We start from the raw sequence: 25,006 nt of genomic DNA, 5'->3' as shown, positions 1-25,006 counted from the left end.
CGACATAGCCGAGGCCGATGATGCCGATGGTGAAGTCGCGCTGGTCCACCTTCTCGAGAAGCCGGTCGAGCATCGGGTTCGATTTCCTTGGTTGGCGGCCCAGGGCGAGGCCGCGAATGGTGCGTTGCACAATCACGTTGCAATATTATGCGCCCGCGGCCAAGGGGCCTTCGCCTTCGCCAAGGGGTTTGCGGCGCGGCGCAGGCCGGGTATCGTGCACGAATGCAGGGAGAAATCATGAAGCCCAGTTCGATCGTGCAGTTCGAGCGCCTGTTCCTCGGATCGCTCGCGGTTCGTGCCCTGAGCGACGCGATCGCCTTTGGTGCCACGCTGCAGGCCACGAAGGCCAATGCGCTGACCGCCACCTATGGCGTCGGCGCGGTGCTGGCGACCTTCGCCATCGTCTATCTGGCGATGGCCGCGCTCTGGTATTTCGCGGCGCGGCGGGGAAGCGCCGTGGCGAAATGGCTGATCGCCGCATGGTTCGTGACCGGTGCCTGCTTCACCGCCTATGGGGTGTTCCTGCTGCTCACCGGGCGAATGAGCCTGGGTCTCGTCACGGTGCTGAGCTGGGCGGCCTTCGGACTGCTCGGCTGGGCGACGAGCTATTTGTTCAAGCCCGATGCCGACGCCTGGTTCGCGAAGAAGCCGTCAGCCTGAAATGATCGCCAGCAGCCGCTCGGCGAGTTCGGGACGGCAGATCAGCAGATCGGGGATCGAGGTGCTGGCCAAGTTGTAGACGATCGGACTGCCGTCGATCCGCGAGACGTGCAGCCCCGCGGCGGCGGCGACCGCGGCGGGCGCGCAATTGTCCCATTGATGCTGGCCGCCGTCATGGAAATAGATCTCGGCCTCGCCGCGTACCACCGCCATCGCCTTGGCGCCGGCCGAGCCCATCGGGACCATCTGCGCACCGATCGCCTCGGCGATGACGTGGGTCTGCGCGGGCGGGCGGGTGCGGCTGACGACCATGCGGGGCGGGTTGTGCGCTGGGGCGAGTGGCGGTGGGGCGTCGGTCGCGAGGGTGACGCCCAGGCCGGGCAGCGCGACCGCGCCGGTCTGAGCAATGCCGTCCACCGCGAGCGCGACATGGACGGCCCAGTCGCCGCGGCCCTCGCCGAACTCGCGGGTGCCATCGAGCGGATCGACGATCCAGACGCGGCTGGAGGTCAGGCGCGCGGGATCGTCGGCGGATTCCTCGGAGAGGATCGGGTCGCCCGGCCGTTCGGCGCGCAGGCGCGCGAGGATGTGGAGATTGGCCTGGAAATCGCCTGCGTTGCAGAGTTCGCGGCCCGACAGGCCCGATTTCTGGAGCGCGAGGAGGAGTTCGCCGGCTTCGGTGGCGATTTGCGCGGCGAGTTCGGCGTCGGTCATCCTCGTGCTCCGGCGAAGGCCGGAGCCTTGGCGGGCGACCCGCTTCGATCTCCAGCGCTCCGGCCTTCGCCGGAGCACGGGTGGGGCGCGGCCGGCTTCACAGCACCGGGCTCCACACGCCCATGATCTGCTCGACGATCAGTTCGGCCGCCGCTTCCGGGCTGGTCCGGGTCGTGTCGATGCGGATCTCGGGGTTCAGCGGCGCTTCGTAGGGGCTGGTGATGCCGGTGAAGTTGGCGATCTCGCCCGCGCGCGCCTTTTTGTAGAGGCCCTTCACGTCGCGGCGCTCGGCTTCCTCGAGCGGGGTGTCGATGAAGATCTCGAAGAATTCGCCCTCGGGCATCATCTGGCGGACCATCTCGCGCTCGGCGCGGAAGGGCGAGATGAAGGCGGTGAGGACGATCAGTCCGGCATCGGTCATCAGCCGCGCGACCTCGCCGACGCGGCGGATATTCTCGATCCGGTCGGCATCGGTGAAGCCCAGATCCTTGTTGAGCCCGTGGCGGACATTGTCGCCGTCGAGCAGGAAGCTGTGCTTGCCGAGCGCGTGGAGGCGCTTTTCGACAAGGTTGGCGATGGTCGACTTGCCCGAGCCCGAGAAGCCGGTGAACCAGAGCAGCCGCGGCGACTGGCTCTTCTGGCGGGCATGGGCTTCGCGGTTGATTTCGGCCGCCTGCCAGTGGACGTTCTGGGCGCGGCGCAGCGAGAAGTTGAGCATACCGGCGGCGACGGTGGCGTTGCTGATCTTGTCGATCAGGATGAAGCCGCCGAGGTCGTGGCTCTCGGCATAGGGCTCGAAGACGATGCCGCGGTCGGTGTACACCTCCGCGACGCCGATATCGTTGAGGCCGAGCGTCTTCACGCTGAGCTCGGCCATGGTGTTGACGCAGATCGCGTGGCGCGGCTGCTGGACGGTGGCGCTGACGGTGCGCGTGCCGAGCTTGAGCCAATAGGCGCGGCCGGGGAGCAATTCCTCCTCGTCCATCCAGACGATGGTGGCCTGGAACTGATCGGCGACCTGGGGCGGGGAATCGGCGGCGGCGATCACGTCGCCGCGCGAGCAATCGACCTCGTCGGCGAGGGTGAGGGTGACCGACTGGCCGGCGACGGCCTCGTCGAGATCGCCATCGAGGGTGACGATGCGGGCGACGGTCGTGGTCTTGCCCGAGGGGAGGATGCGGACGGGGTCGCCGGGCTTGACTGTGCCGCCCGCGATGAGGCCGGCGAAGCCGCGGAAATCGAGATTGGGGCGGTTGACCCATTGCACCGCCATGCGGAACGGCCGCGCCTTTGCGGCATCGGTATCGACCTCGACGGTTTCGAGATGGTCGATCAGCGTGGGGCCGGCGTACCAGTCCATATGCGTCGAGGGCGTGGCGATATTGTCGCCCGCGAGGCCCGAGATCGGGATCGCCGTGAACGTTTCGATTCCGATACCGTTGGCGAATTCGCGATAGTCTTCGACAATCTGTTCGAAGCGGGACTGGTCATAGCCGACCAGGTCCATCTTGTTCACCGCGAGCACGATGTGGCGGATGCCGATCAGGTACGCGAGATAGGAGTGGCGGCGGGTCTGGGTGAGCACGCCCTTGCGCGCGTCGATCAGGATGACCGCGAGATCGGCGGTCGAGGCGCCGGTGACCATGTTGCGGGTATATTGCTCGTGGCCGGGCGTGTCGGCGACGATGAACTTGCGCTTCTCGGTCGCGAAGAAGCGATAGGCGACGTCGATCGTGATGCCCTGCTCGCGCTCGGCGGCGAGGCCGTCGACGAGGAGGGCGAAATCGATGTTCGCGCCCTGGGTGCCCACCCGCGCCGAATCGGATTCGAGCGCGGCGAGCTGGTCCTCAAAGATCTGCTTTGAGTCGTAGAGCAGGCGGCCGATCAGCGTCGACTTGCCGTCGTCCACGCTGCCGCAGGTGATGAAGCGGAGTAGCGACTTGTTCTGGTGTTGCGCGAGATAGGCCGAAATGTCCGAGGCGATGAGGGCGTCGGGGCGGTAGCTGGAATCGTTCACGCCACACCCCCGTCATGCTGAACTTGTTTCAGCATCCACCGCGCGACAAGCGCCGTCGTCGCTCGCGGAGGGGTGGACCCTGAAACAAGTTCAGGGTGACAGAGAATTTGGGGCAGCTGGCGCATCAAAAATACCCCTCCTGCTTCTTTTTCTCCATCGACGCGGCCTGATCGTGATCGATCGCGCGGCCCTGGCGTTCGCTGGTGGTGGTGAGGAGCATTTCCTGGATCACGGCTTCCAGCGTATCCGCCTCGCTCTCGACCGCGCCGGTGAGCGGATAGCAGCCGAGCGTGCGGAAGCGGATCGAGCGTTCTACGGGCACTTCGCCGGGATTGAGCCGGAAGCGCTCGTCGTCGACCATCAGCGTAAGGCCGTCGCGGATCACCGTGGGGCGCTTGGCGGCGAAATAGAGCGGGACGATCTCGATCTTCTCGGCGAGGATATATTGCCAGATGTCGAGTTCGGTCCAGTTCGAGATCGGGAAGACGCGGATGCTTTCGCCCCTGGCCTTGCGCGCGTTGTAGAGATTCCAGAGTTCCGGCCGCTGGTTCTTGGGGTCCCAGTGATGGTTGGCGGTGCGGAAGGAGAAGATGCGCTCCTTGGCGCGGCTCTTCTCCTCGTCGCGCCGCGCGCCGCCGAACGCCGCGTCGAAGCCGAACTTGTCGAGCGCCTGCTTGAGCCCCTCGGTCTTCCACATGTCGGTGTGGAGACCGCCATGGTCGAACGGGTTGATGCCGCGCGCCATCGCCTCGGGATTGTGATGGATCAGCAGCTCCATCCCCGCCTCGCGCGCGGCCTTGTCGCGCAGGTCGTACATGGCGCGGAACTTCCAGGTCGTATCGACATGGAGGAGCGGGAAGGGCGGGGGCGCCGGATAGAAGGCTTTCTTGGCGAGGTGGAGCATCACCGCCGAGTCCTTGCCCACCGAGTAGAGCATCACCGGCTTCTCGGCCTCCGCGACGACCTCGCGCAGGATATGGATGCTTTCGGCTTCGAGCCGTTGCAGATGGGTGAGGCCGGACGTCATGCGCGGTCAGTTAGTGACTCCAAATGCGTGGCCGCACAGCATTTTTGTTTGCGGCCCCACAGCAAGCCTATTTGCCGTAATAGTCGCGGTACCAGCGGACAAAGGCGTGGACGCCCTCGCGGACGCTGGTTCCGGGGGTGTAGCCGGTGAGCGCGCGCAGCAGCGAGGGGTCGGCCGAGGTCGCGGGGACGTCGCCCGGCTGCATGTCCATCATGTGGAGCACGGCCTTGCGGTCGATCGCTTCCTCCATCGCGCCAATATAGTCCATCAGCGGCGTCGAATTGCCCCCCGCAATGTTGACGACGCGGCTGGGGGCGACGCGCGAGAGCGTGTCGATCTCCGGCACGCGGTTCGCCTCGTTCGGGACGACATCGACCAGCCGGGTGATCGCCTCGACCAGATCCGAGACATAAGTGAAATCGCGCGCCATCTTGCCATGGCCATAGACGTCGATCGGCTCGCCCTTGAGCGTCGCATCGACGAACTTGAACAGCGCCATGTCGGGGCGGCCCCAGGGGCCATAGACGGTGAAGAAACGGAACGTCGTCGTCGGCACGCCGAACAGGTGCGAATAGCTGTGCGCCATCGCCTCCATGCTCTTCTTGGTCGCGGCATAGAGGCTCATCGGCTCGTCGGCGCGGTCGATCTCGGCGAAGGGCATCTCCTCGTTGCCGCCATAGACCGAGGAGGTCGAGGCGAGCAGGAGGTGCTTGGGCTGGAGATGCCGGGCAAGCTCGAGCACCGCCCAGGAGCCGACCAGGTTGCTGTCGATATAGGTGCGCGGATGATCGATCGAATAGCGGACCCCGGCCTGGGCGGCGAGATGGATGATCACCTCGGGCTCGCCCAGATCGGCGGCGCGCTGGAGCGCGCTCTGGTCCTCCAGATGCCCCTTCACGAAGCGGAAATTCTGCGTGCTCGCCAGCTTGGCGAGGCGCGCCTCCTTCAGGCGGACATCGTAATAGTCGGTCACCGCATCGAAGCCGGTGACGAAATGGCCGTCGGCGAGGAGGCGTTGCGCGAGATGATAGCCGATGAACCCCGCGGTCCCGGTGATCAGGAAACGCATGTGTCGATTTTTCCCTTTGCCCCTGCGGTCCCGATAGAGGCTTGGTTGCGCTGCGGCAACTATCGGAGCGCAGGGAGGGTCGCGCCCATCATGAAAAGCGGCCGCGGGGTCTCGCCCGCGGCCTTCATCGCCACGATCCGCGCGGTCTCGCGCTCGACCATCGCGATGCGGGCCTTGGGGCTGGGATGGGTGGGGGCCGCGAGGAAGCCGAGGATGTGCGCGCGGTCGTAATGCTCCCAGAATTTCACGATCGCCTGGGGGGAATAGCCGGCGCGGTCGAGGAGGTAGACGCTGAGGATGTCCGCCTCCTCCTCGGTCTGGCGGATGCGGCGCGCATTGCGGCCGAACTGGCCCAGCAGCCCCCGGCGGATGCCGACCGCATTGAGCCGCTCGCGGTGGTGCAGGATATTGTGCGCGAGTTCGTGCGCGACGATCGCGGCGATCTGATCCTCCTCGCCCGCGAAATCCATCGCGCCGGTGGTGATCTCGACATAAATTCCGTCGGCCAGCGAATCGATCGTGCCGCTGACCTTGGTCTGGAATCGGCTGGGGCAGCCCTCGGGCGCCGGGGCATGAATCGTCAGCAGTCGGCCGTCGCGGCGGACGCCGAGATCGAGCATGTGATCGGCGGCGGCGCGGTCGAGCTGGGCGAGCAATGTCTCAATCCGGGAATAGCTGCGCCGCGAGCCCGGCCTGGCCGGGGCTATCGCGCCGCCGTCGATGCTGACCAGCGCATCGCCTTCGCGCAGGCCGGCGGCCGCAGCGGGGCTGTCCGGCGCGACGGCGAGGACCAGCGGGTCGGCTATGAACCCGAAGGCGGCGCGGGCGTCCGCCTGCTGATCCGCAGAATATTGTGAGAGGTCATGGATCGAAAAGCCGGTCAGCGGCGTTGTGGCCGCACAGAGCGACACATTTGCGGCCGCCAGTCGGTATCCGATCGTGTTGAGTTGCCGGTCATAGCGCTGAAGCGCGAGGAGGCCGGAAGGGTCTGCATAAGCCGCGGGGGCGGCCAAAAACAAGGCGGGGGCAATGAGATAGATGAGCGCGCGCTTACGTTGCATTGCAGCAGAAATCGCCTTGAGTGGTTCCTGCCCTCCTGTACAGTCCCGGCGTGACGGCGTCGATTCGCCGCGCACGGGGGCTTGAGATGACGATCGAGATCGGCCGCCCCCGGGCGTCCGCCACCCTTTCGGACGAAGGGCCCGTGCGCAACCGCAGCCAGCCATCGCGGCGTACGCTCCGTTTCCGCCTGCATCTGTCGCTGATCCTTCTCGACATGGTCTGCATCGTCGCGAGCTATTTCGTCGCCGGGATCGTCTATCCCGCCGAGCCGCGGACGCAGTGGTTCACCATGGTCTCGACCCTGGTGCCGCTCTATCTGGTCACCGCGTTCGGCGCGCGCGCCTATACGGTCGAGGTGATCCAGAATGTTTGGCGCGGGATCGCGCGGATCATCCGGTCGCTCGCGATCGCGGCGGGCGCGGTGCTGTTCATCGCCTTCTATTTGAAGTCGTCCGCCGAAATGTCGCGCGTGATCTTCGCGCTGGGCTTTGCGGGCAGCATCGTCACGCTGATGGTCGGCCGCGGCATCTTCTCGAGCGCGGCGCAATCGATCCTGGGCGGCAATCCCTATACGGTGGTGCTGATCGCCGACGATGGCGCGACCTTCGAGCCGAGCGCATTCTCCGAGATCATCCCGGGATCGAGCTTCGACCCGGAATCGCAGGATCCGGCAATGTATGACCGGCTCGCCAGCGCGGTCGAGCATGCCGACCGGGTGGTGGTGAGCTGTTCGGCGGCGCGGCGGCTCGCCTGGGTGCACGCGCTGCAGGGCGCCAATGTGGTGGCCGAGATTTTCGTGCCTGAGCTGGTCGCCATGCGCCCGCTGGGGATCGCGCGCGTGGCGGACACGCCGACCATGGTGATCGCACGCGGGCCGCTGAGCTTCCCCGACCGCATTCTCAAGCGCGCCTTCGATCTCGCGGTGGGCTCGGTGCTGTTGCTGATCTGCCTGCCGCTGCTGCTGGTTGTCGCGCTCTTGATCAGGCTCGAGAGCCGGGGTCCGATCTTCTTCGTTCAGACGCGCATCGGGCGGGCGAACCAGCAATTCCGCATGTACAAGTTCCGCAGCATGCGCGCCGACCGCACCGACCACGACGCCAGCACGCTGACCGCGCGCGATGACGACCGGGTGACGCGGATGGGCAAGTTCATCCGCGCCACCAGCATCGACGAGCTGCCGCAGCTGATCAACGTGCTCAAGGGCGAGATGAGCATCGTCGGTCCGCGCCCGCACGCGCTGGGCGCGCGGGCGGACGAGAAACTCTATTGGGAGGTGGATGAGCGCTACTGGCATCGCCACGCGGCCAAGCCGGGGCTGACGGGCCTTGCGCAGGTGCGCGGCTTTCGCGGCGCGACCGATCGCCATATCGATCTGGTCAACCGGCTCCACGCCGATCTGGAATATCTCGACGGCTGGACGATCTGGCGCGACGTCAAGATCATCCTGATGACCTTCCGCGTGCTGATGCACCCGAACGCCTTCTGACGCGGCATCCATGACAGTCCTGTTCTGCCACGATCACCGCTTCGTGATCCGCGACGGCCGCGTCTGGACGACGGGGGCGCTCGATGCCGAGACCTTCGCCGCCTATGAGCGCGTGTTCGGACCGGTGACCGTCGCGGCGCGGCTGCACGCGCTGGCGCCGGGGGAGGATCCGGCCAAGCTGAGCCTGACCTTCGACGATGTCGATCGGCTGGTGGCGATCCCCAACCTGTCGAGCCCGCTCAACCTGGTGCGGCCCGATCCTGCCGCCGTGCGCAAGCTGCGCGCGGCGGTCGCCGCGACCGATATCGTGATCGCGCGGTTGCCCAGCGAAATCGGGCTGCTGGCGCTCAGGGAAGCACGGCGCGCGGGCAAGCCCGCGATCGTCGAGGTGGTGGGGAGCTGGATCGACGCGCTGTCGCGGCATGGCGGGCGCGGCGCGAAGCTCTATGCCCCGGTCGCCGAGTGGCGGATGCGGCGCGCGGTCGCCCGGGCCGATTACGTCCATTATGTCTCCGCCGAGTTCCTTCAGCTTCGCTATCCGAACGACAAGATGACGGTCGGCGTCTCCGACGTGATGGTCGAGCGGCCAGGGCCGGAGGTGCTCGAAGGTCGGCTGGCGCGGATCGGCGATGCGCGGCCCCTGGTGTTCGGGATGGTCGCGGTGATCTCGAACCGGCAGAAGGGCGTGGATATCGCGATCAAGGCATTGGCCGAGGCGCGGCGGACCGATCCGGGGCTCGAGCTCAAGGTGCTGGGGCCGGGCGATCCCGAGCCTTGGCGCGCGGTGGCGGCGGAGCAGGGCGTCGCCGACGCGGTCGAGCTGTGCGGCCCGGCTCCGCGCGGCGATGCGGTGCTCGACTGGATCGACGGGATCGACGTCTATGTGCAGGCGAGCTTCCAGGAGGGGCTGCCCCGCGCGCTGATCGAGGCGATGCGGCAGGCGACGCCCGCGCTGGCCTCGACTGCGGGGGGGACGCCCGAGCTGGTGCGCGAACCCTGGCTGCATACGCCCGGGGATGTGGCGAAGCTGGCGGCGCAGATGCTGGCGGTGCGGCCGGCCGAGGTGCGCGCGGAGATGGCGCGTACCAATTTCGCGACCGCGCTTCCCTATAGCCTCGACGCGGTGACGCGGCGGCGCGAGACCTTCTGGCGCGCGGTGATGGCCGATGCGGGGATCGCGGCATGACCGATATCGCACTGGTGCTGGTGGCGGCGAGCGGCGGCGGGGCCGAGCGCGCGATGATCGGGGTGATGAACAGCCTCGTGAAGACCGGGCTCAAGATCGACGTGGTGGTGGTCCGCAAGACCGGGCCGTTCCTCGGCGAGATCGATCCGGCGATCCGCGTGGTCGATCTGGGCGCGGGCAAGGTGCGCAAGATGCTGCTGCCGCTGGCGGGCTATGTGAAGCGCGAGAAACCAACGCTGATCGTGTCGGCGCTGACCGCGACCGATCCGTTCGTGCTGATCGGCAAGGCGCTGTTCCGGTGGAAATCGAAGGTGCACATCTCGGTGCAGAATGCGCCGACCGCGAGCGCGGTGTCGGACGATTTCTACTTCCGCATCTGGCCGCGGGTGATCCGCTGGTTCTACCGGTTCGCGGAATCGCTGAACGCGATCTCGGCCGGGGTGGGGCGCGATGTCGAGCGGCTCACGGGCAAGCCCGAAGGCTCGATCGCGGTGATCCATAACCCGGTCGATATCCCGCGCGCGGCGGCGATGGCGGCGGAGCGGCCCTCGCATCCCTGGCTGGCGGACAAGACCGAGCCGGTGCTGCTCGCGGTCGGTCGGCTGACGATGCAGAAGGATTTCCCGACGCTGCTGCGGGCACATGCGAAGCTGCGCGCGACACGACCGGTGCGGCTGGTGATCCTGGGCGAGGGCGAGGATCGTGTTTCACTGGAAGCGTTGGCGGGGGAGTTGGGGACTGCGGAGAGCGTCGCGATGCCGGGGTTCGACGCCAATCCCTTCGCGGCGATGGCGGCGGCGGATGTGTTCGTGCTCAGCTCGCGCTGGGAAGGGTTCGCCAATGTCGTCGCCGAAGCGCTGGCGTGCGGGACCCGGGTAGTGAGCACCGATTGCCCGAGCGGGCCTGCCGAGATCCTCGAAAACGGGCGCTACGGGACTTTGGTGCCGATCCAGCATGTCGAGGCGCTTGCCGATGCGATGGGCGCGGCGATCGATGCGCCGGTGGATCGCGATGCGCTGCGGGCCCGCGCGAACGACTTCGCGCTCGAAAGGATTGCAGCGCAATATGACGCGATGTTCCGCGAGCGAGGGCTGATCGGGTGAGCGAGCCGCGCGTCCTTTTCGTGATCCACCAGATCGGCAGCGGCGCCGATGGCGGAATCCGCAGCATCGGCGAGATGATCAGCGCGGTGCCCGATGTCGCCAAATGGGTGGTCACCAATGCCGAGAGCGGCGTGACCGAGAGCCTGCGCAAGGATGCGCCGGTGATGATCTGGGACATGCCCGAAGCCGGGTACAACCAGTCGAAATCGAAGATCGCCTACCGCATCGGCCAGGTCCGCGCGCGGCTCGCCAACAATATCCGCGCGTGGCGGACGGTCAAGAAGCTCGGGATCAACATCCTCCACGCCAATGATCACCGCGCCTTCTGGAACACCATGTTCGGCGCGAAGCTGGCGGGGGCGAAGGTGATCCTCAACGTCCGCGACACGATGATCGAGGGCGGCAACGTCAAGATGTGGAAGGGCGCGCTCGCGCGGTGCGACCGGTTCCTCGTGCTCTCGCAGGAGATGCTCGATGCGTGGAAGCGCGATCTGGCGCCGGAATCGGAAGGGCCGGCGGCGGCGGGCAAGTTCGCCTTTCTCTACAGCATCGTCGACCGGACGCGCTTCTTCCCCGTCGATGCCGCGGCGAAGCGGGCACTGCGCGGCGAATTGGGAATAGAGGATGCGCAGCCCGCGCTCGCCTATGTCGGGCGGTTCGAGCCCAAAAAAGCGCAGCTCGCGCTCATCCGCGAGGTGCTTCCGCGCGTAGCTGAGGACGTGCCGGAAGCGATCACCTATTTCGTCGGCGATTTCGAGCCGGAGCGCGACGCCTATGCATCGGCGTGCGCCGATGCCGTCGAGGCGCTCGGCCTGGGCGATCGGGTGCGGTTCATGGGATATAGCCCGCGCACCGCCGATTGGTACCGCGCAGCGGATCTCGTCTACCTGGCTTCGGAGCGCGAGGGGCTGGCGCGGTGCATGATCGAGAGCCTGGCTTGCGGTGCGCCGTTCGTCAGCGTCGATGTCTGCTCGGCCCGCGAAATCCTGGAGAAACATGATTGCGGTCTAGCCGTGCCGCAGCACAATCCCTTCGCACTTGCACAAGCAATTGGGCAAGTGACCCACGATGGGACGCTCCGCGCACATTTTGCGATGCGGGGTCCGAGGGTTGCCGAGGCTCTTTTCGACAAACGCCAAAATGGCTTGAATTACCGAAAGCTTCTTGCTACCTGCTTGGATTGAAACGATTTACAGGGTTAATGGAACTTTTTTCATCGTTTCGTAACCGAAATGTGCAACCTTTTTCCGGCTGGTGCATTTGTGCCGCACTGCGGGAAAAAACACGTTAACCTTTGGTCGGTTTTGGTTGACCCATTCTGGGCGATGTGAGACAGACTCGAACGAGCGTCAGCTTTTGGAGATGCAATATGGGGTTTTTACGGAGCAGCGTTTTGACGCTTTCAGCCATGGGGTTTGTGGCTTCGGCTTCGGTTGCCACTGCGCAGGTCCGTCCGTCTGACTCGCTCGTTTCGGCCCCTCGGGCCGCGCAGACCACGCCGGTGGCGGGTCGTCAGGGCGCCAAGATCGAAGATGCGAACCATATCTCGCCGGCCCTGCTGCTGCTGATCCTGGCGGGTCTGATCGGCGGCGGCTATGCGCTGAGCGAAGCGATCAGCCCCTGAGCTGACGGCGACGCGGATTTGATTCCAGAGTTTCACAAGGCCGCGCTTGCAAGTTCAAGCGCGGCCTTGTTCATTATGGCGCGCATTCGGGCGCCGCGCTGACCAGGGGGCAACGATCACTATCGCGCGCAAGCTGCACTGGCCCGAAGCCGTGATGCCTGTCAGTGGGCTGGGCTCGGCGCTGATGCCCTTGGTGCTGCTGGTGCTTGCCTTTGCCTTTGGCGGTGGCAGCGCCGGCCAGCCCGTTCGTGACATGATCGTCGAGCTGTTCGCGATCCTCGTGCTGCTCGCGGCGGCTTTGGGCTGGTTCGGTCGCGGTCTTTCGCCCGACGCGCGCATTCCGCTGATCCTGATCGGCCTGCTGACAGCGTTGTTCCTGTTCCAGCTCACCCCGTTGCCGCATGGCGTCTGGGCCGCGCTGGGAGGGCGCGAGGTGGGTGACTCGGTGCTCGGACTGATCGGCGAGGCCCAAGGCATGCGGCCGCTGTCCGTGCAGCCCGAACATACCGTGCTTTCCGCGCTGGCGGTGCTGCCGGGCGTGGCGATGGGGATTGCGGCGATGCGGCTGGGAACGCCGGCGCGGCTCGCGCTGGCCTGGAGCCTGGTGGCGTTCGCGCTCGCCAGCCTGTTGCTCGGCGCGGTGCAGGTGAGCCTGGGAAGCCAGGCGCAGACGCTTACCTTCTACAAGACCTCGCATCTCGGGCTGCCGATCGGGGTGTTTGCCAACACCAATCATCAGGCGGACCTGCTGCTGATCGGCATCGTGATGGCGGGGGTGCTCGCGCCGACGCTTTCGGGGCCCAGCGCCCGGACGTGGCGCTGGCTGGCCTGGGGCGTGATGGCGCTGCTCGCGGTCGGGGTGGTCGCCACCGGGTCGCGCGCCGGGATCGCGCTGATGGGCGTGGGGCTGATCGCGGTCGTGGCGCGTGAGCGGCTGACGGGTCATGTCCGCCTGTTCCTGCTCGGCGTGGCCGGGCTCGGCGGCGCGCTGGCGCTGCTGATCGCGTTCAACCCGGTCTTCGCGCGCTCGTTCGCGGACTTTGCCAATGTCGACGATCCGCGTTTCCATTTCTGGCCCAACGTTCTCTACGCGATCGGCCATTTCGGCTGGCTGGGGACCGGGGCGGGGACGTTCGACGGCGTGTATCGCTCGGTCGAGACGCTCGACACGCTCTCCTCGGCCTATGTCAACCACGCGCATAACGACTATCTTGAGATCCTGCTCGAAATGGGGATTCCGGGCATCTTGCTCCTCATCGCCTTTGTCGGCTTCCTCGTCTGGCGCGGGATCGCGGTCGTCCGGCGGACCGACATTCGGCTGAGCCTCAACCTTGCCTATGCGGCTATGGTATGTGCGGGACTGCTGCTATTGCATTCGGCAGTCGACTATCCGCTGCGTACGCCGCTGCTCGGCGTGGTGTTCGGCCTGTGCTGCGCGCTGATGACGCGCCCGCCGCGCGAAGACGCGGAAGCTGCTAACAAGACCCAGACCAATCCGGTGTAAGTGAGACCATGAACGATCAGACCCCCCGCCGCGCCATCGCGGACGACGCGCCGCAGATCGAACCGCTCGGCCTCGCCTCGCTCGAGGAACTCGAGGAAAATCGCCAGCGCGCCAACGCGCTCGATTTCGACATCAAGGCGATCTGGTCCGCGGTCTACCGCAACCGCTGGGTGATCCTGGTGATCATTGCGCTGTCGGTGGTGCTCGGCATGGTCTCGGCGATGCTGCAGACGCCGATCTACCGCGCCAGCGCGAGCGTCCAGATCGACCAGAACGTCGCCAAGGTGCTCGAGAGCGAGCAGAATGACCCGACCCAGGCGCTGCCCGATGCCGAACGCTTCCTCCAGACCCAGCTCGACGTGCTGCGCAGCCGGTCGCAGGCGGTGAAGGTCGCCGACGATCTGGGGCTCGCGCGCAACAACCAGTTCCTGGTCGCGATGGGCGAGCCACCGAGCAGCGGTACGATCGGCGGGCTCAACGCCGTCGCCTCGCGCCGCGAGCGCGTGATCCGCGTGCTCCAGCACCACATGACCGTCGAGCTGCCGCGCAACTCGCGCGTCGCCACGATCAACTTCGACAGTCCCGATCCCGCGCTCGCCGCGAGCGTCGCCAACGCCTATGTGAAGACCTTCATCACCGCCAATCTCCAGCGGCGCTTCGATACCTCGGCCTATTCGCGCGAATTCCTGTCGAACCAGATCGCCGAGGGCAAGGAACGGCTCGAACAATCCGAGCGTGCGATGATCGCCTATGCGCGCGGCGCCGGGCTGATCGACACCAGCGGTGCCGCCGCCAAGGGCGCCGTGGGCGGCCAGTCGCAGACCTCGTTGACCATGTCGAACCTGGTCGGCATCAACCAGAGCTATAACGAGGCGCGCGCGGCGCGGATCAGCGCGCAGCAGCGCTGGGAACAGGTCCAGCGCACGCCATTGATGAACATCCCCGAAGTGATGGGCGATCCGGTGGTCCAGAAGCTGCGCGCGGACCGCGCCTCCGCCGCGGTCGAGCTCCAGCAGACGCTCGAACGCTATGGTTCGAACCATCCGACCGTGATCCAGCTGCGCGCGCGCGTTGCCGAACTCGACGCGCAGATCGGCCGCCAGGCGAGCGCGATCCGCAATACGATCCGCGAGGCCTATCAGCTCGCCGCCAAGCAGGAAGCGGCGCTGAGCGGCAGCGTCAGCCAGCTGACCAAGGATACGCTTGCCGAGCAGGACCGCGGCGTCCAGCTCAACATCCTCAAGCGCGAGGTCGATACCAACCGCACCAATTACGAGGCGCTGCTGGCGCGGTTCAAGGATGTCAGCGCGGCCGCGGGCATCACCACCAACAATGTCTCGGTGATCGACGTCGCCGAACGGCCGGTGGCGCCGATCTCGCCCAATATGCGGATGAACATGCTGCTCGGCGGGCTTGGCGGGTTCGCCTTTGCGCTGATCGTCGTCTTCATGCGCGAGCGCCTCGACGACATGATCCGTTCGCCCGAGGATATCGACCGCAAGCTCGGCCTGCCGTACCTCAACGCGATCCCGATCGTCGAAGCCGGTACGACGCCCGAGGAAGCGCTCGAGAACCAGCGGTCGCACTTCTCCGAAGCCTATTTTGCGCTTCGCACCGCGATCGAGCTGGCCTCGCCGGCAGGGCTGCCCGACAGCATCTTCTTCACCAGCGCCGCGCCGGCGGAAGGCAAGTCGACGACCGCGCTCGCGGTCGCGCGCACCTTTGCGCAGGTCGGGCGCCGCACAGTGCTGATCGACGCCGATCTTCGCAAGCCGACGCTCCACCGCGAGCTGGGGCTGAGCAACGATTGCGGGCTTTCGAACGTGCTCGCGCGCCAGCGCTCGCTCGCCGACGCGATCCAGGCCTCGGGCATCCCCAATCTTGATGCGATCACCAGCGGCAAGCTGCCGCCCAACCCGGCCGAACTGGTCTCGGGCACCGCGATCGCCGAGCTGGTCGCCGCGCTCGAGGGGCGGTACGATGTCGTGCTGATCGACGGCCCGCCGGTGCTCGGCCTGGCCGACGCGCCCGCCATCTCGTCGATCGTCGACGCCACCGTGTTCGTGATCGAGGCCAACCGCTCGTCGCGCGGCAAGACCAAGGCGGCGGTGCGCCGCCTGCTCAGCGCGCGGGCGCGGATCATCGGCGCGGTGCTTACCAAGTTCGACGCCAAGCGCATCGGCTATGGCTCCGATTACGGTTACTATTACTATTATTACGGCGGACAGGGCCCGCAGGGCCCCGGATCGGCCCGGCCCGGGCGCGTCCGGCAGAATAACGGCTGATCGCCGATGCGGTGGGTGCGTCTGGCGGTCGCCTTTGTGGGGGCGGGATGGCTCGGCTATCTCGTGCTTTGCTACGGGCTCGCCGCCGCGGCGCTCAATCAGGGCGATGCGCGCACCGCTTTGATCGTGCGCCCGCAATCGGCCGAGGCGCTGTCGCTCGCGGCCGAGAAGGCGCTCGAGCGCAACGATCTCGCCGGGGCCGAGCGTGACGCGCGCGCGGCGCTGGCGATCTTCCCGCGCGACGTTCGCGCGCTCCGGGTGATGGGGATGGCGGTCAGCCTGCAGGGGCGGCGGCGGCTGGGCAGCGAATTGCTGCTACGCTCGGGCGTGCTCAGCTGGCGCGATCCGCCGACCCAGATCTGGCTGATCCGTGCCGCGCTCGACCAGCGCAACTATGCGACCGCAGCGCAGCGGATCGATGCGATGCTGCGGGGCGGCCAGGCGCTGAGCGACATGCTGCGGCTCGCCCACGGCGTGGCGGCGATCCCCGAGGCGCGCGCCGAGCTGGTCGAACGGATGGTGGAGGACCCGCCCTGGCGCAGCGCCTTCCTCGCGGACTCGGCCTCGCTGCCCGACGGGATGGAGGAAAGCCACGCGCTGGTGATCGCGGCGCTGCGTGCCCGCGGCGTGCCGCCGACGCGCGCCGAGCTGGTGCGGTTCGTCAATCACCTGATCGAGAAGAACAAGTTCGTGCTGGCGCGCACCGTCTGGCTCGCAAGCCTGGAGGGCGAGGCGCGGACCTATGCCGCCGGCGCGGTGTTCGACGGCGATTTCCATGACGATCCCGCGGCGGATGCGGATCAGCCGCGCTTCCCGTTCGAATGGGAGCTGGACAGCGGCCATGGCGCGATCGCTTCGCTGGGGACGCCGCCGCTGCTGGTCAACGAGACCGCGCTCAACGTCCGCTCGGGCGATGGCGAGCAGCGGCTGGCGAGCCAGATCCTGCTGCTCGGCCCCGGGCGGCACGTGCTCAGCTACGCGACCATCGTTGGCGGCGAGCAGGCGCCGCAGGGCTTTTTCTGGCGGCTGTCCTGTGTCGGCTACAACGCGCCGATTGTGCTGGACGACCCGGAAAGCCGCACCGTCGGCGCGTGGCGGACCAGCACGCAGAGCTTCGAGGTGCAAGCCGCGAATTGCGGCGCGCAGCGGCTCGAACTCGTCGCGCGCGCGGGCGGCGTCGGCGGCAGCGGCGCCTGGTTCGACCGGGTCGGCGTCCAATGAGGGCGGCACGCGCGCTCGCGGCGCGGATCAACGCGCGGCAGGAGGAATCGCCGTTCCTCCCCCTCGGCCAGATGGTGCGCGCGGCCTTCCTCTTCTATCTCTTCGCCTATCGCATCCTCTTCCCACTGATGGTGGCGCTGACGAGCGAGGGGTCGCAGGACCTGCTCGCGCCGCGCTTCATCGCCGAATTCTATTATACCTGCCTGCTCGCCTACCCCTTCATCTTCTATCGCAAGGAATATGGCTGGCTGCACCCGCTGGTGCTCCCGGTGTTCTGGGAATTGGGCAAGGCGCTGGCGAAGAACCCGCTGACTTTGGTGTTGCCCTTCCAGTTCCCGCTGGTCGATTTCGCGGTGGAATCGCAGAGCAAGGCCGCGTCGCTGCAGATGAGCAATATCGACCTGGCCTGGACCCGGCTCCAGCTGAGCCTGGTCTATTGCATGTCGCACTCGGCCTATCTGGCGATGTTCCTGTTCGGACCGACCTTCAAGGTGCCGCGGTTCAAGCTCTATCGCCCGCACAATATCGCGATCACCTCGGGCGCGTTCATCCTCGTCGCGATGGGAATGGCGTCGGTGTTCGTGATCTCGAAGGGCGGGGTTTCCGAGCTGCTAGTGGCGATGCGCGGCGGGCGGCGCGAGCTGTTCGAGGGCTATGGTCAATATGTCAACGCGGCGCTGCTTGCCCCGATCATCGCACTCGCCTGGTTCGTCTATGAGAAAAGACCCTTCACCAATCCCTTCTTCATCACCGGCCTCGTCGCCTCGCTGGTGACAGCGCTGATCGCGTCGGGCGCGCGCAGCGTGATCATCCTTTCAGCGCTCAACCTGATCCTGTTGTGGTGGAAGCGGCGTGGGCGGCCGCTGCTGCTGCCGACTCTGGTGGCCGCGCTGATCGGCGTGATCGTGGTCGGTGCCTTTGGCGCGATCCGCCAGGACTATGGCTCGCAGACCATCGACACCTCGGTGCTCGATCCCGCCCAGATCGGCGTGACGATCCAGCGCGCCTATGAGGAGATCGGATATCGCGACGACGAGGAATCGGCGCTCGCGGTGATGGCCGGCGCCAACGACAAAGGGCTGCTGTGGGGCAAGAGCTATGTCAACGCCGCGGTCTTCTGGGTGCCGCGCGCGATCTGGGACAGCAAGCCCGACGGCATCGACAAGTATAATATGTGGATCAATTTCCTCGATTATCCGATCAACAGCACCCCACGCGATTATGGCGTGTGGGGCATCCCGGTGAACGGGGAAATGGAAGCCTATTGGAATTTCGGGCTGATCGGCGTGGTGGTGGTGTTCGGGCTGCTCGGCACGTTCAACGCAACGCTCGCCAAGGCGGCGCATGTCTATCAGAAGGTGCCGATCTTCTGGGTGATCTATATCTACACCGTCCTCAATTTGGTGGGGACGTCGCGGTCGGTGATCGAGCTGCTGCGCGCGGTGGCGGTGCTGGCGCTGTTCATGCTCTTCGCGGGGATCATCCGATTGCGCCGCGGCGGCGAGATCGAGCTCAAGCCCAGCGCGGCCGGCGCGGCCGGCTGAACGGCACCCGCCATGCTGTTCAATTCGATTCCGTTCCTCGTCTGGTTCCTGCCTGCCGCGGTCGCGCTCTTCTATCTGGCGGGGCGGCTGGGCGGCGGGGAGGCGGCGCGCTGGACGCTGATCGGGCTGTCCTTCTTCTTCTATGCCTGGACCTTGCCCTGGCATCTGCTGCTGCTCGTCGCCTCGCTGCTGATCAACTTCAACGCCGGGCGCTGGATCGAGGCGGCGGAAGGGAAGCGGCGCTGGTGGCTGACCGCGGGGTTCATCGCCCTCAATCTCGGGCTGATCGCCTGGTTCAAATATCTCGATTTCCTGGTGGGGACGCTCTCCGCGATCCTCGGGCTCGACGCGCATCTGCTGCATATCGCGCTCCCGCTGGCGATCAGCTTCTTCACCTTCCAGCAGATCGCGTATCTGGTGAACGCCTATCGCGGGCAGAGCCTGAAGCCGACGCTCAGCGAATATATGAGCTTCGTCGCCTTCTTCCCGCACCTGATCGCAGGGCCGCTGGTGCAGCACAGCGACATCATCCCGCAGTTTCGCGATCCGCGCACCTATCGCTTCGATCCGGACCGCTTCACCACGGGGGTGACGATCTTCCTGCTCGGCCTCGCCAAGAAGGTGGTGCTGGCGGACCAGTTCGGCGTTTGTGCCGACACCGCGTTCAACGGCGTCGCAGGCGGGATCGATCCGACGCTGTGGGAGGCATGGGGCGGGATCCTGTCCTACACGCTCCAGCTCTATTTCGACTTTTCCGGCTATTCGGACATGGCGATCGGTTTGGGGCTGATGTTCGGCATCGTCATGCCGGTCAATTTCAACTCGCCCTACAAGGCGGGTTCGATCATCGATTTCTGGAACCGCTGGCACATGACGCTGTCGCGCTTCCTGCGCGATTTCCTCTACATTCCGCTGGGCGGCAACCGGAAGGGGCCGGCGCGGCGCTACCTCAACCTGATGATCACCATGCTGCTCGGCGGGCTGTGGCACGGCGCTGCGTGGACCTTCGTGCTCTGGGGCGGGCTCCACGGCGCCTACTTGGTGGTCAACCATGCCTTCCGCACGGTGGCGGGGGAACTGAAGGGCAGGGCGGTGGCGCTCGGCGGCTGGGCGCTGACCTTCGTCGCGGTGGCGCTCGCCTGGGTGCCGTTCCGCGCGCATGATCTGAAATCGATGGGTGCGATCCTGAGCGGGGCGTTCGGCGGGCATGGCGCGGCGCTGCCGGGCGAGCTGGTGGACAAGCTGCATTTCCTCAAATTGTTCGGCGCACCGGTGGGCAAGCTGCCGCTCGCGGCGGACGGGACCAATCTCGGTTTTCTGTCCATGTGGCTGCTGCTCGTCTTCGGGCTCGCTTTGGTCTGGTTCGCGCCCAATATCCAGCAGATGAGCGAGAAGGCGCGCCGCTGGATGATTGTCGCTTCGTTCGCGCTGGTGGTGCAGAAGGTGTTCTTCTCCGGCGCGATCTCCTCCTTCCTCTATTTCAGGTTCTGACGCGGTGGGCGGGCTCCTCAGGCTGATGGGCGCGATGGCGCTCTCGCTGGCGGTCTACTTCGCGGCCTCGGCGCTGCTGCTCAACAAGCCGGTGACCTACGACTCCATCACCCGGATGGTGGACCGCAAGATCGCCTATGCCGAGAAGCAGCCGAGCCCCAAGCTGGTGCTGATCGGCGGGAGCGGGGTGCGGACGAGCCATCGATGCGACGTGCTTGCGGCCGAGACGGGCTGGCCCTGCGTCAATGGCGGGGCGACGGTGGGGCTGGGGCTCAACTATGTCTTCGCGGAGTATCAAGCCTTTCTGAAGCCGGGTGACGTCGTCTATCTTCCGCTCGAATATCAGCAATTCACCATCACCCGCGCGCAGCTGCTGACCGGGCCGGACGCGGCGATCTTGTTCCGCAAGGACTGGAAGCAACTGGCCGGGCGCGGACCCGAGGGCTTTGCGCGCGCCGCCTTCATGGCCGATATCGACTATGTATCGCAGAGCCTGATCGAGCAGGCGCTGTCGGCGGCGGGGGTGCGCGCGCGGTTCGACAAGCAGACCAGCAACGCGTTCGGCGACCAGACCGGGCTGACGCATGAAGCGGGGCGGACCTATGACGGCTTCATCGCTACCACCGGCTGGCGCCCACCCAGCGTGGCCCAGTTCCGCGATGCGCATGGCGCCAAGGACGAGATCGCCCGCTTCCTCGACTGGTGCCGCGCGCACGGGGTGCGGGTAATCGCAGGGCTGCCGGTGGCGTTCGACAAGCCGCGCGTAGACGACGATCTGATAGGGGCGCTCCGGGCCTTCTATGCCGGGCATGGCGCCACGCTGATCGTGATGGACAATCGCTCGCAATATCCGCGCGACTGGTTCTACGACACGCCGTTCCACCTCGAGGAAGAGCATGCGGTTGAGCATAGCCGCAGGCTCGCGCCCTATCTCAAGGCGGCTTTGCCCCGCCGCTAGGCGCGGACCAGCGCGATCATCGCCGCGTAGCTGGCCTCGATCGCCGCGACCTGGCGCCGGAGCCCCTCATCCCCGGCCTCGACGATCACTGCCCGCTCGTCGAGTGCGCGCTGCGCGTCGGCGAGCAGCTTGGCGGCCCAGCCGGGATCGCCCATCTGGTGGGTCGCGAAGGGATAGCGGAGCTGCGCGAAGATGCCGGTCAGCTTGAAGAGCTGCGGCTCGATCGAGATCACCGGCGCCCCGGCGCACATCGCGAAGATCGAGGCATGAAGCCGGCTGCTGATCACCAGGGCCGCGCCACGATAGAGGCGGACCATTTCAGCGTAGCCGGGTTGGCGGATGTGGAAATCGAGTTGCGCTTCGCGCTCCATCTTGCGGGCGAAGGGGATGTCGTCCTTCATCGAATTGGAGACGAAAACGATCGGACGGCCGGTCATTTTGAGCCCGGTGATCAGTCGGCGCCAGCTTTCGTCGCCGCCGCGATGCGCTTCGAGCCCGTTGATCGAGAGCACGATGCTGCCCTCGGGCAGCGGATCGGCGGGGGGCAGCTCGAGCTCGGGGGCGAAGCCGGGCTTGGAGAGCATGAAGGCGAGATCGGGGACGATGTGGAGCTTGCCGGCAGGCACCTGAAGCTCGATCCCGCGATCATAGGAGCCCTGTTCGCGCACGCTGATGAAATCGGCGTCGCGATAGACAAGCGTGATCAGCCGGTTGATCACCGGATCGGTCGCCTCGAGACTATGGTTGACGATCGCGATGCGCTTGCCGAGCCGCTGCGCGAGGCGGACCATCACCAGGAGCAGCATCACCTCGTCCGAGCGGCCCTTGGGATGGAGCTCGCCCGCCGGGTTCCACACCACCATGTCGGCCCAGTAGAGCGTGTTGAGCATCGCATCGGCATCCTCGCGCTGGAGCAGGCCGAAGGCCTTCAGGCGGCTGCGGATGCGAATCGTTCGCTTGGCCCAGCGCATCAGCGGCGAGCGGATGCGCGGGGTGGCGATCAGTCCGATCATCGCCTCGTCGGCGGTGGGCGAGAGCGGGGCGGCGGCGCTGCCCCAGGCCTGGACCTTGTCGACGATCCGCTCGAACTCGGCGATCGGATCCTCCGCCCGCGCGAGCCGGTCGAAGCGGAAGCGGGTCAGGATCTGAGGGTGACGGTCCATCAGCCGGACATTGTCGCTGCCGACATGCTGGACGAGGTAACGCGCGAGTACGGTCGACAAGGCTTCGTTGCCGGCATTGTCGTTCACCAGACGTGTCATCACGGCCACTCGGCCGCCGGGTGGCTCCTGTGAATCCTGGCGCATGCGATCCCTTTTTTCTTTGCGCTGCACATCGGCTCCGCCCTGCTTCGGGGCATGATTGTTTCCCGGATGTGCCTGGGATTCCTCTCCGTTCGAAATTCTGCCGAGGCGCTTCATGAAGAGCCAGACCGACGGCCCCGATCTGAGATCGAGATCCCAGGCGCGCAGCCCCGAGGCGCGATAGAGCAGGATCGAGACGAGCACGCGCCAGCTTACCGCCGAAATGGCGGTAGCGATCGCCGCGCCGACCGCGCCGTATATCGGGCACAGGACCAGCGAGAGCGCGATGTTGAGCCCGAAGCCGAACGCCGCCGAGACGATCGTCAGCCGCTCGCGCCCGGACATGTTCGCGAGCGAGGTGACGTTGCTCATCGTGACGCTGACGAAATGCCCCGCGGCGATGATCGCCATCGGCGCCCAGCTGGCGGCATATTGGGGGCCGAAGCCGATGCGCAGCGCCAGCGGGCCGAGCAGGAGGATGCCCAGCAGCACCGATCCGGCGAAGAGCAGGTTGAGCAGGTTGGACTGGCCGATCAGCTCCTGCATCGCCGCCTGATCGTCGCGGTGATGATGCTCGGCGAATTTGGGGCCGGTGATCGTCCCGATCGCGAAGAGCGAGAAGAGCGCGAAATCGCTTCCCAATGTGGCGACGCGGAACAGCGCCATCTCGGTGGGCGGGGCATGGATGCCGAGCACGAAGGCTGAGCTCTGGGTGAGCGCGACCTGGAGCCCCGCGATCGCCGAGAAGGGGAGTAGCGCCTTGAACCAGAAGCCCGTCTGGAAGCTGGCCCGGCCCGAACCCACGGTCCGCTTGTAGGTGCGGCGGAGCAGGACATTGCCGAGGAGGAACGCCGATGCGCTCGCCAGCACATAGCCGGCCAGGCCCTGGAGCGTCGTCAGCGGCCCATCGAACATCGCAAAGACGACGATCGCGAAGATGCCGATCCCGATCGGACGGACGACCTGCTCGGGAAGCTGCGACAGGATCGGATCGCCCAGCGCGCGCTGGATGCCCGCGCGGGTATTGGCGAGCGAGCCGAGCAGGATCGCGGGGAAGACCGTGGCGAGCCCGATCATGAATTCGGGCGCGACCCGGCCGCGCGCATTCCAGAGGAACAGCGCGGTCCCCGCAGCCATGATCAGCGTCAGGCCGATCACGGTGAGATTGGAAAAGATCATCAGCCCGCGGATGCGCGGCGCATCCTCATCGACGCGCGCGCGGGTGATCTCGCGCATCATCAGATTGGGGATGCCCGCCTCGCCAGGAATCGCGAGCAAGGTCGCGACGACCAGCACATAGGCGTACACGCCGTAATCATGCTGGGTCATCAAATGGGTGAGCAGGATCGAGGTGCCGATCCCCAGCACGAAACGAATGACCTTGAGCCCGACCGATTGGACGCTGAGGCGGATCAGCCAGTTCATGCGCGCTTGGATCCTGCCAGGTCATGGAGCGTATCGACCAGATCGGCCCATACGCGTTGGTTCGAGAATTGGGTGCGTACCCGTTCGGATGCGGTTTGTCCCATCCCGCGACGGAGCGCGCCATCGGCCATCAGCCGGGCGGTGCATTCGGCGAAGGCGGCGGTGTCGCCCAAGGGCGCGAGCAGGCCGGTGACGCCGTCCTGCACCGCCTCGCGCACGCCGAACGTATCGAAGCCGACCACCGGCAGCTCGGCCGCCTGCGCCTCGAGCGCGACGTTGCCGAAGCCTTCGCGCGCGGACGGGAAGAGGAACAGATCGGCGGCGGCATAGAGCGGGGCGGGATCGGACTGGAAGCCGAGCCGCACGACGCCATCCCGCGCATCGAGATCGGCGAGTATCGCGGGATCGACCGGCTCGCGCCAGTCGACCGGGCCGACGAGCATCAGCCATGCGGGAATGCTGCGCTCGGCGAGCAGGTCCATCGCCGCGGGGAGGTGGTGGATGCCCTTGTCATAGGCGAGGCGGCCGACATAGAGCATCAGCGGCGCTTCGTCGGGCACGCCGGCCTCGCGCCGGATCGCCATGCCGGCCGCGAGGGCCTGCGGGCTGCGGCTGAAGCGGGCGGTATCGATCCCGTTGCTCGATCCGGCACCGAAATAGCGGAGCTTGGGCGCCGGGCAGATGCCGTCGGCGGCCATGGCCTCGCCCATCTCGCGCCCGATCGGGGCGACATAGCGCGACAGGCGGCAGACCAGCCCATCGACCGCCTCGTAGAGCTTGCGGCCGAGCCCCGTTCGCCCCTGATAGATGCGGGTGCGCACGACGAAGAGAATGGCCGACTGGCCGGTGAGGCGTGCGGCGATCGATGCGAGGAAAGCCGCCTTGACCGTCGAGACATGGATCGCGTCGTAGCGGTGGCGCGCGAAGAAGCCGATCAGCCGGATCAGGCTGACGAGATCGCGCCAGGGGCTCGGCTCGCGCACCATCGGAATGACATGGACGGGCACGCCCTCGAGATCGGGATCGCCGCCCAGATAGTCCGAATCGCCGGTCACCGCCTCGCAATCGAAGCCCCGCTCGCGAAGATGCGGGAAAAGGCCGCGATAGAGGGTGGTGAGCGCGAAGCTCTGGGTGCAGACAAAGGCGATCCGCGGGCGTTTGGCCGGGACGGCATTGCTCTCGGTCATTGGTGCCCCGCCCCTCCAACGCCATGGAATGAAAGGCGTGTCCCGACGGCGGCATCTTTGCCGGGCACGCGGGCGGAACGCAAGATTATGCTGCATCGCCGCAGGGACGGCAGCCGGTTGCCAGTTGCTTTTGTGGGCC

Annotated in this window: 19 protein-coding genes; 12 read left to right on the top strand and 7 right to left on the bottom strand. The window is 66.5% G+C overall.

Annotated elements, in window-relative coordinates; genetic code table 11:
* Positions 1-237: 237 nt before the first annotated feature.
* A complete protein-coding gene (locus OF829_RS14835) occupies positions 238-660 on the top strand; it encodes a hypothetical protein (protein ID WP_264940868.1) in 423 nt (140 codons plus the stop codon).
* Here OF829_RS14835 and OF829_RS14830 read toward each other — a convergent pair.
* From OF829_RS14830 to OF829_RS14810, 5 genes are all read right to left on the bottom strand, one after another.
* Complete coding sequence (locus tag OF829_RS14830; RefSeq protein WP_264940866.1) at positions 652-1,374, bottom strand: 3'(2'),5'-bisphosphate nucleotidase CysQ; 723 nt, start codon at positions 1,372-1,374, stop codon at positions 652-654. The genes OF829_RS14835 and OF829_RS14830 overlap by 9 nt on opposite strands.
* A gap of 97 nt (positions 1,375-1,471) precedes the next feature.
* Positions 1,472-3,391: a sulfate adenylyltransferase subunit CysN gene (gene cysN, locus OF829_RS14825; RefSeq protein WP_264940865.1), complete on the bottom strand. Its 1,920-nt coding sequence runs from the start codon at positions 3,389-3,391 to the stop codon at positions 1,472-1,474.
* A 124-nt stretch (positions 3,392-3,515) separates the two neighbouring features.
* Positions 3,516-4,418 (bottom strand): sulfate adenylyltransferase subunit CysD, encoded by a 903-nt coding sequence (gene cysD / locus OF829_RS14820; protein ID WP_264940864.1) that lies wholly within the window; start codon positions 4,416-4,418, stop codon positions 3,516-3,518.
* A gap of 67 nt (positions 4,419-4,485) precedes the next feature.
* Complete coding sequence (locus OF829_RS14815) at positions 4,486-5,487, bottom strand: NAD-dependent epimerase (protein ID WP_264940863.1); 1,002 nt, start codon at positions 5,485-5,487, stop codon at positions 4,486-4,488.
* A gap of 59 nt (positions 5,488-5,546) precedes the next feature.
* Positions 5,547-6,548, bottom strand: a complete 1,002-nt coding sequence (locus OF829_RS14810; RefSeq protein WP_264940862.1) for a M48 family metallopeptidase — start codon at positions 6,546-6,548, stop codon at positions 5,547-5,549.
* An 86-nt stretch (positions 6,549-6,634) separates the two neighbouring features.
* Between OF829_RS14810 and OF829_RS14805 the strand changes: the two genes are divergently transcribed.
* The 11 genes from OF829_RS14805 (at position 6,635) to OF829_RS14755 (ending at position 20,951) form a co-directional block, all read left to right on the top strand.
* The gene (locus OF829_RS14805; protein ID WP_264940860.1) at positions 6,635-8,035 is read left to right on the top strand and encodes an exopolysaccharide biosynthesis polyprenyl glycosylphosphotransferase; all 1,401 of its coding nucleotides are present in this window, start codon (positions 6,635-6,637) and stop codon (positions 8,033-8,035) included.
* Between the two features lie 10 nt (positions 8,036-8,045).
* Positions 8,046-9,221: a glycosyltransferase family 4 protein gene (locus OF829_RS14800; RefSeq protein ID WP_264940859.1), complete on the top strand. Its 1,176-nt coding sequence runs from the start codon at positions 8,046-8,048 to the stop codon at positions 9,219-9,221.
* Positions 9,218-10,324: a glycosyltransferase gene (locus OF829_RS14795; protein WP_264940858.1), complete on the top strand. Its 1,107-nt coding sequence runs from the start codon at positions 9,218-9,220 to the stop codon at positions 10,322-10,324. Before OF829_RS14800 ends, OF829_RS14795 begins: the two co-directional genes overlap by 4 nt.
* On the top strand, positions 10,321-11,508 hold the full coding sequence (locus OF829_RS14790) for a glycosyltransferase family 4 protein (protein WP_264940857.1): 1,188 nt from the start codon (positions 10,321-10,323) through the stop codon (positions 11,506-11,508). Before OF829_RS14795 ends, OF829_RS14790 begins: the two co-directional genes overlap by 4 nt.
* Positions 11,509-11,825: 317 nt before the next feature.
* On the top strand, positions 11,826-11,948 hold the full coding sequence (locus OF829_RS14785) for a hypothetical protein (protein ID WP_264940856.1): 123 nt from the start codon (positions 11,826-11,828) through the stop codon (positions 11,946-11,948).
* A 154-nt stretch (positions 11,949-12,102) separates the two neighbouring features.
* A complete protein-coding gene (locus OF829_RS14780; protein WP_264940881.1) occupies positions 12,103-13,452 on the top strand; it encodes an O-antigen ligase family protein in 1,350 nt (449 codons plus the stop codon).
* A gap of 8 nt (positions 13,453-13,460) precedes the next feature.
* Positions 13,461-15,737 (top strand): GumC family protein, encoded by a 2,277-nt coding sequence (locus OF829_RS14775; protein ID WP_264940855.1) that lies wholly within the window; start codon positions 13,461-13,463, stop codon positions 15,735-15,737.
* 6 nt (positions 15,738-15,743) lie between these two features.
* A complete protein-coding gene (locus OF829_RS14770; protein WP_264940854.1) occupies positions 15,744-16,958 on the top strand; it encodes a tetratricopeptide repeat protein in 1,215 nt (404 codons plus the stop codon).
* On the top strand, positions 16,955-18,502 hold the full coding sequence (locus tag OF829_RS14765) for a hypothetical protein (RefSeq protein ID WP_264940853.1): 1,548 nt from the start codon (positions 16,955-16,957) through the stop codon (positions 18,500-18,502). The genes OF829_RS14770 and OF829_RS14765 overlap by 4 nt, the downstream gene beginning before the upstream one ends.
* Positions 18,503-18,514: 12 nt before the next feature.
* The gene (locus OF829_RS14760; RefSeq protein ID WP_264940852.1) at positions 18,515-19,993 is read left to right on the top strand and encodes an MBOAT family O-acyltransferase; all 1,479 of its coding nucleotides are present in this window, start codon (positions 18,515-18,517) and stop codon (positions 19,991-19,993) included.
* A gap of 4 nt (positions 19,994-19,997) precedes the next feature.
* Positions 19,998-20,951 (top strand): hypothetical protein, encoded by a 954-nt coding sequence (locus OF829_RS14755; RefSeq protein ID WP_264940851.1) that lies wholly within the window; start codon positions 19,998-20,000, stop codon positions 20,949-20,951.
* On the opposite strand, the gene OF829_RS14750 is transcribed toward OF829_RS14755, so the two are convergent.
* Positions 20,948-23,680 (bottom strand): polysaccharide pyruvyl transferase family protein, encoded by a 2,733-nt coding sequence (locus tag OF829_RS14750; RefSeq protein WP_264940850.1) that lies wholly within the window; start codon positions 23,678-23,680, stop codon positions 20,948-20,950. The two genes, OF829_RS14755 and OF829_RS14750, sit on opposite strands and share 4 nt — an antisense overlap.
* A complete protein-coding gene (locus OF829_RS14745; RefSeq protein WP_264940849.1) occupies positions 23,677-24,867 on the bottom strand; it encodes a glycosyltransferase in 1,191 nt (396 codons plus the stop codon). The genes OF829_RS14750 and OF829_RS14745 overlap by 4 nt, the downstream gene beginning before the upstream one ends.
* Between the last annotated feature and the right edge of the window lie 139 nt (positions 24,868-25,006).

This window comes from Sphingomonas caeni, from assembly GCF_026013415.1.
In the GTDB taxonomy this organism is placed as follows: Bacteria; Pseudomonadota; Alphaproteobacteria; order Sphingomonadales; family Sphingomonadaceae; genus Sphingomonas; species Sphingomonas caeni.
Note: the sequence above shows the minus strand (reverse complement) of the source record. Positions and strands in the feature narration are given on the sequence as shown.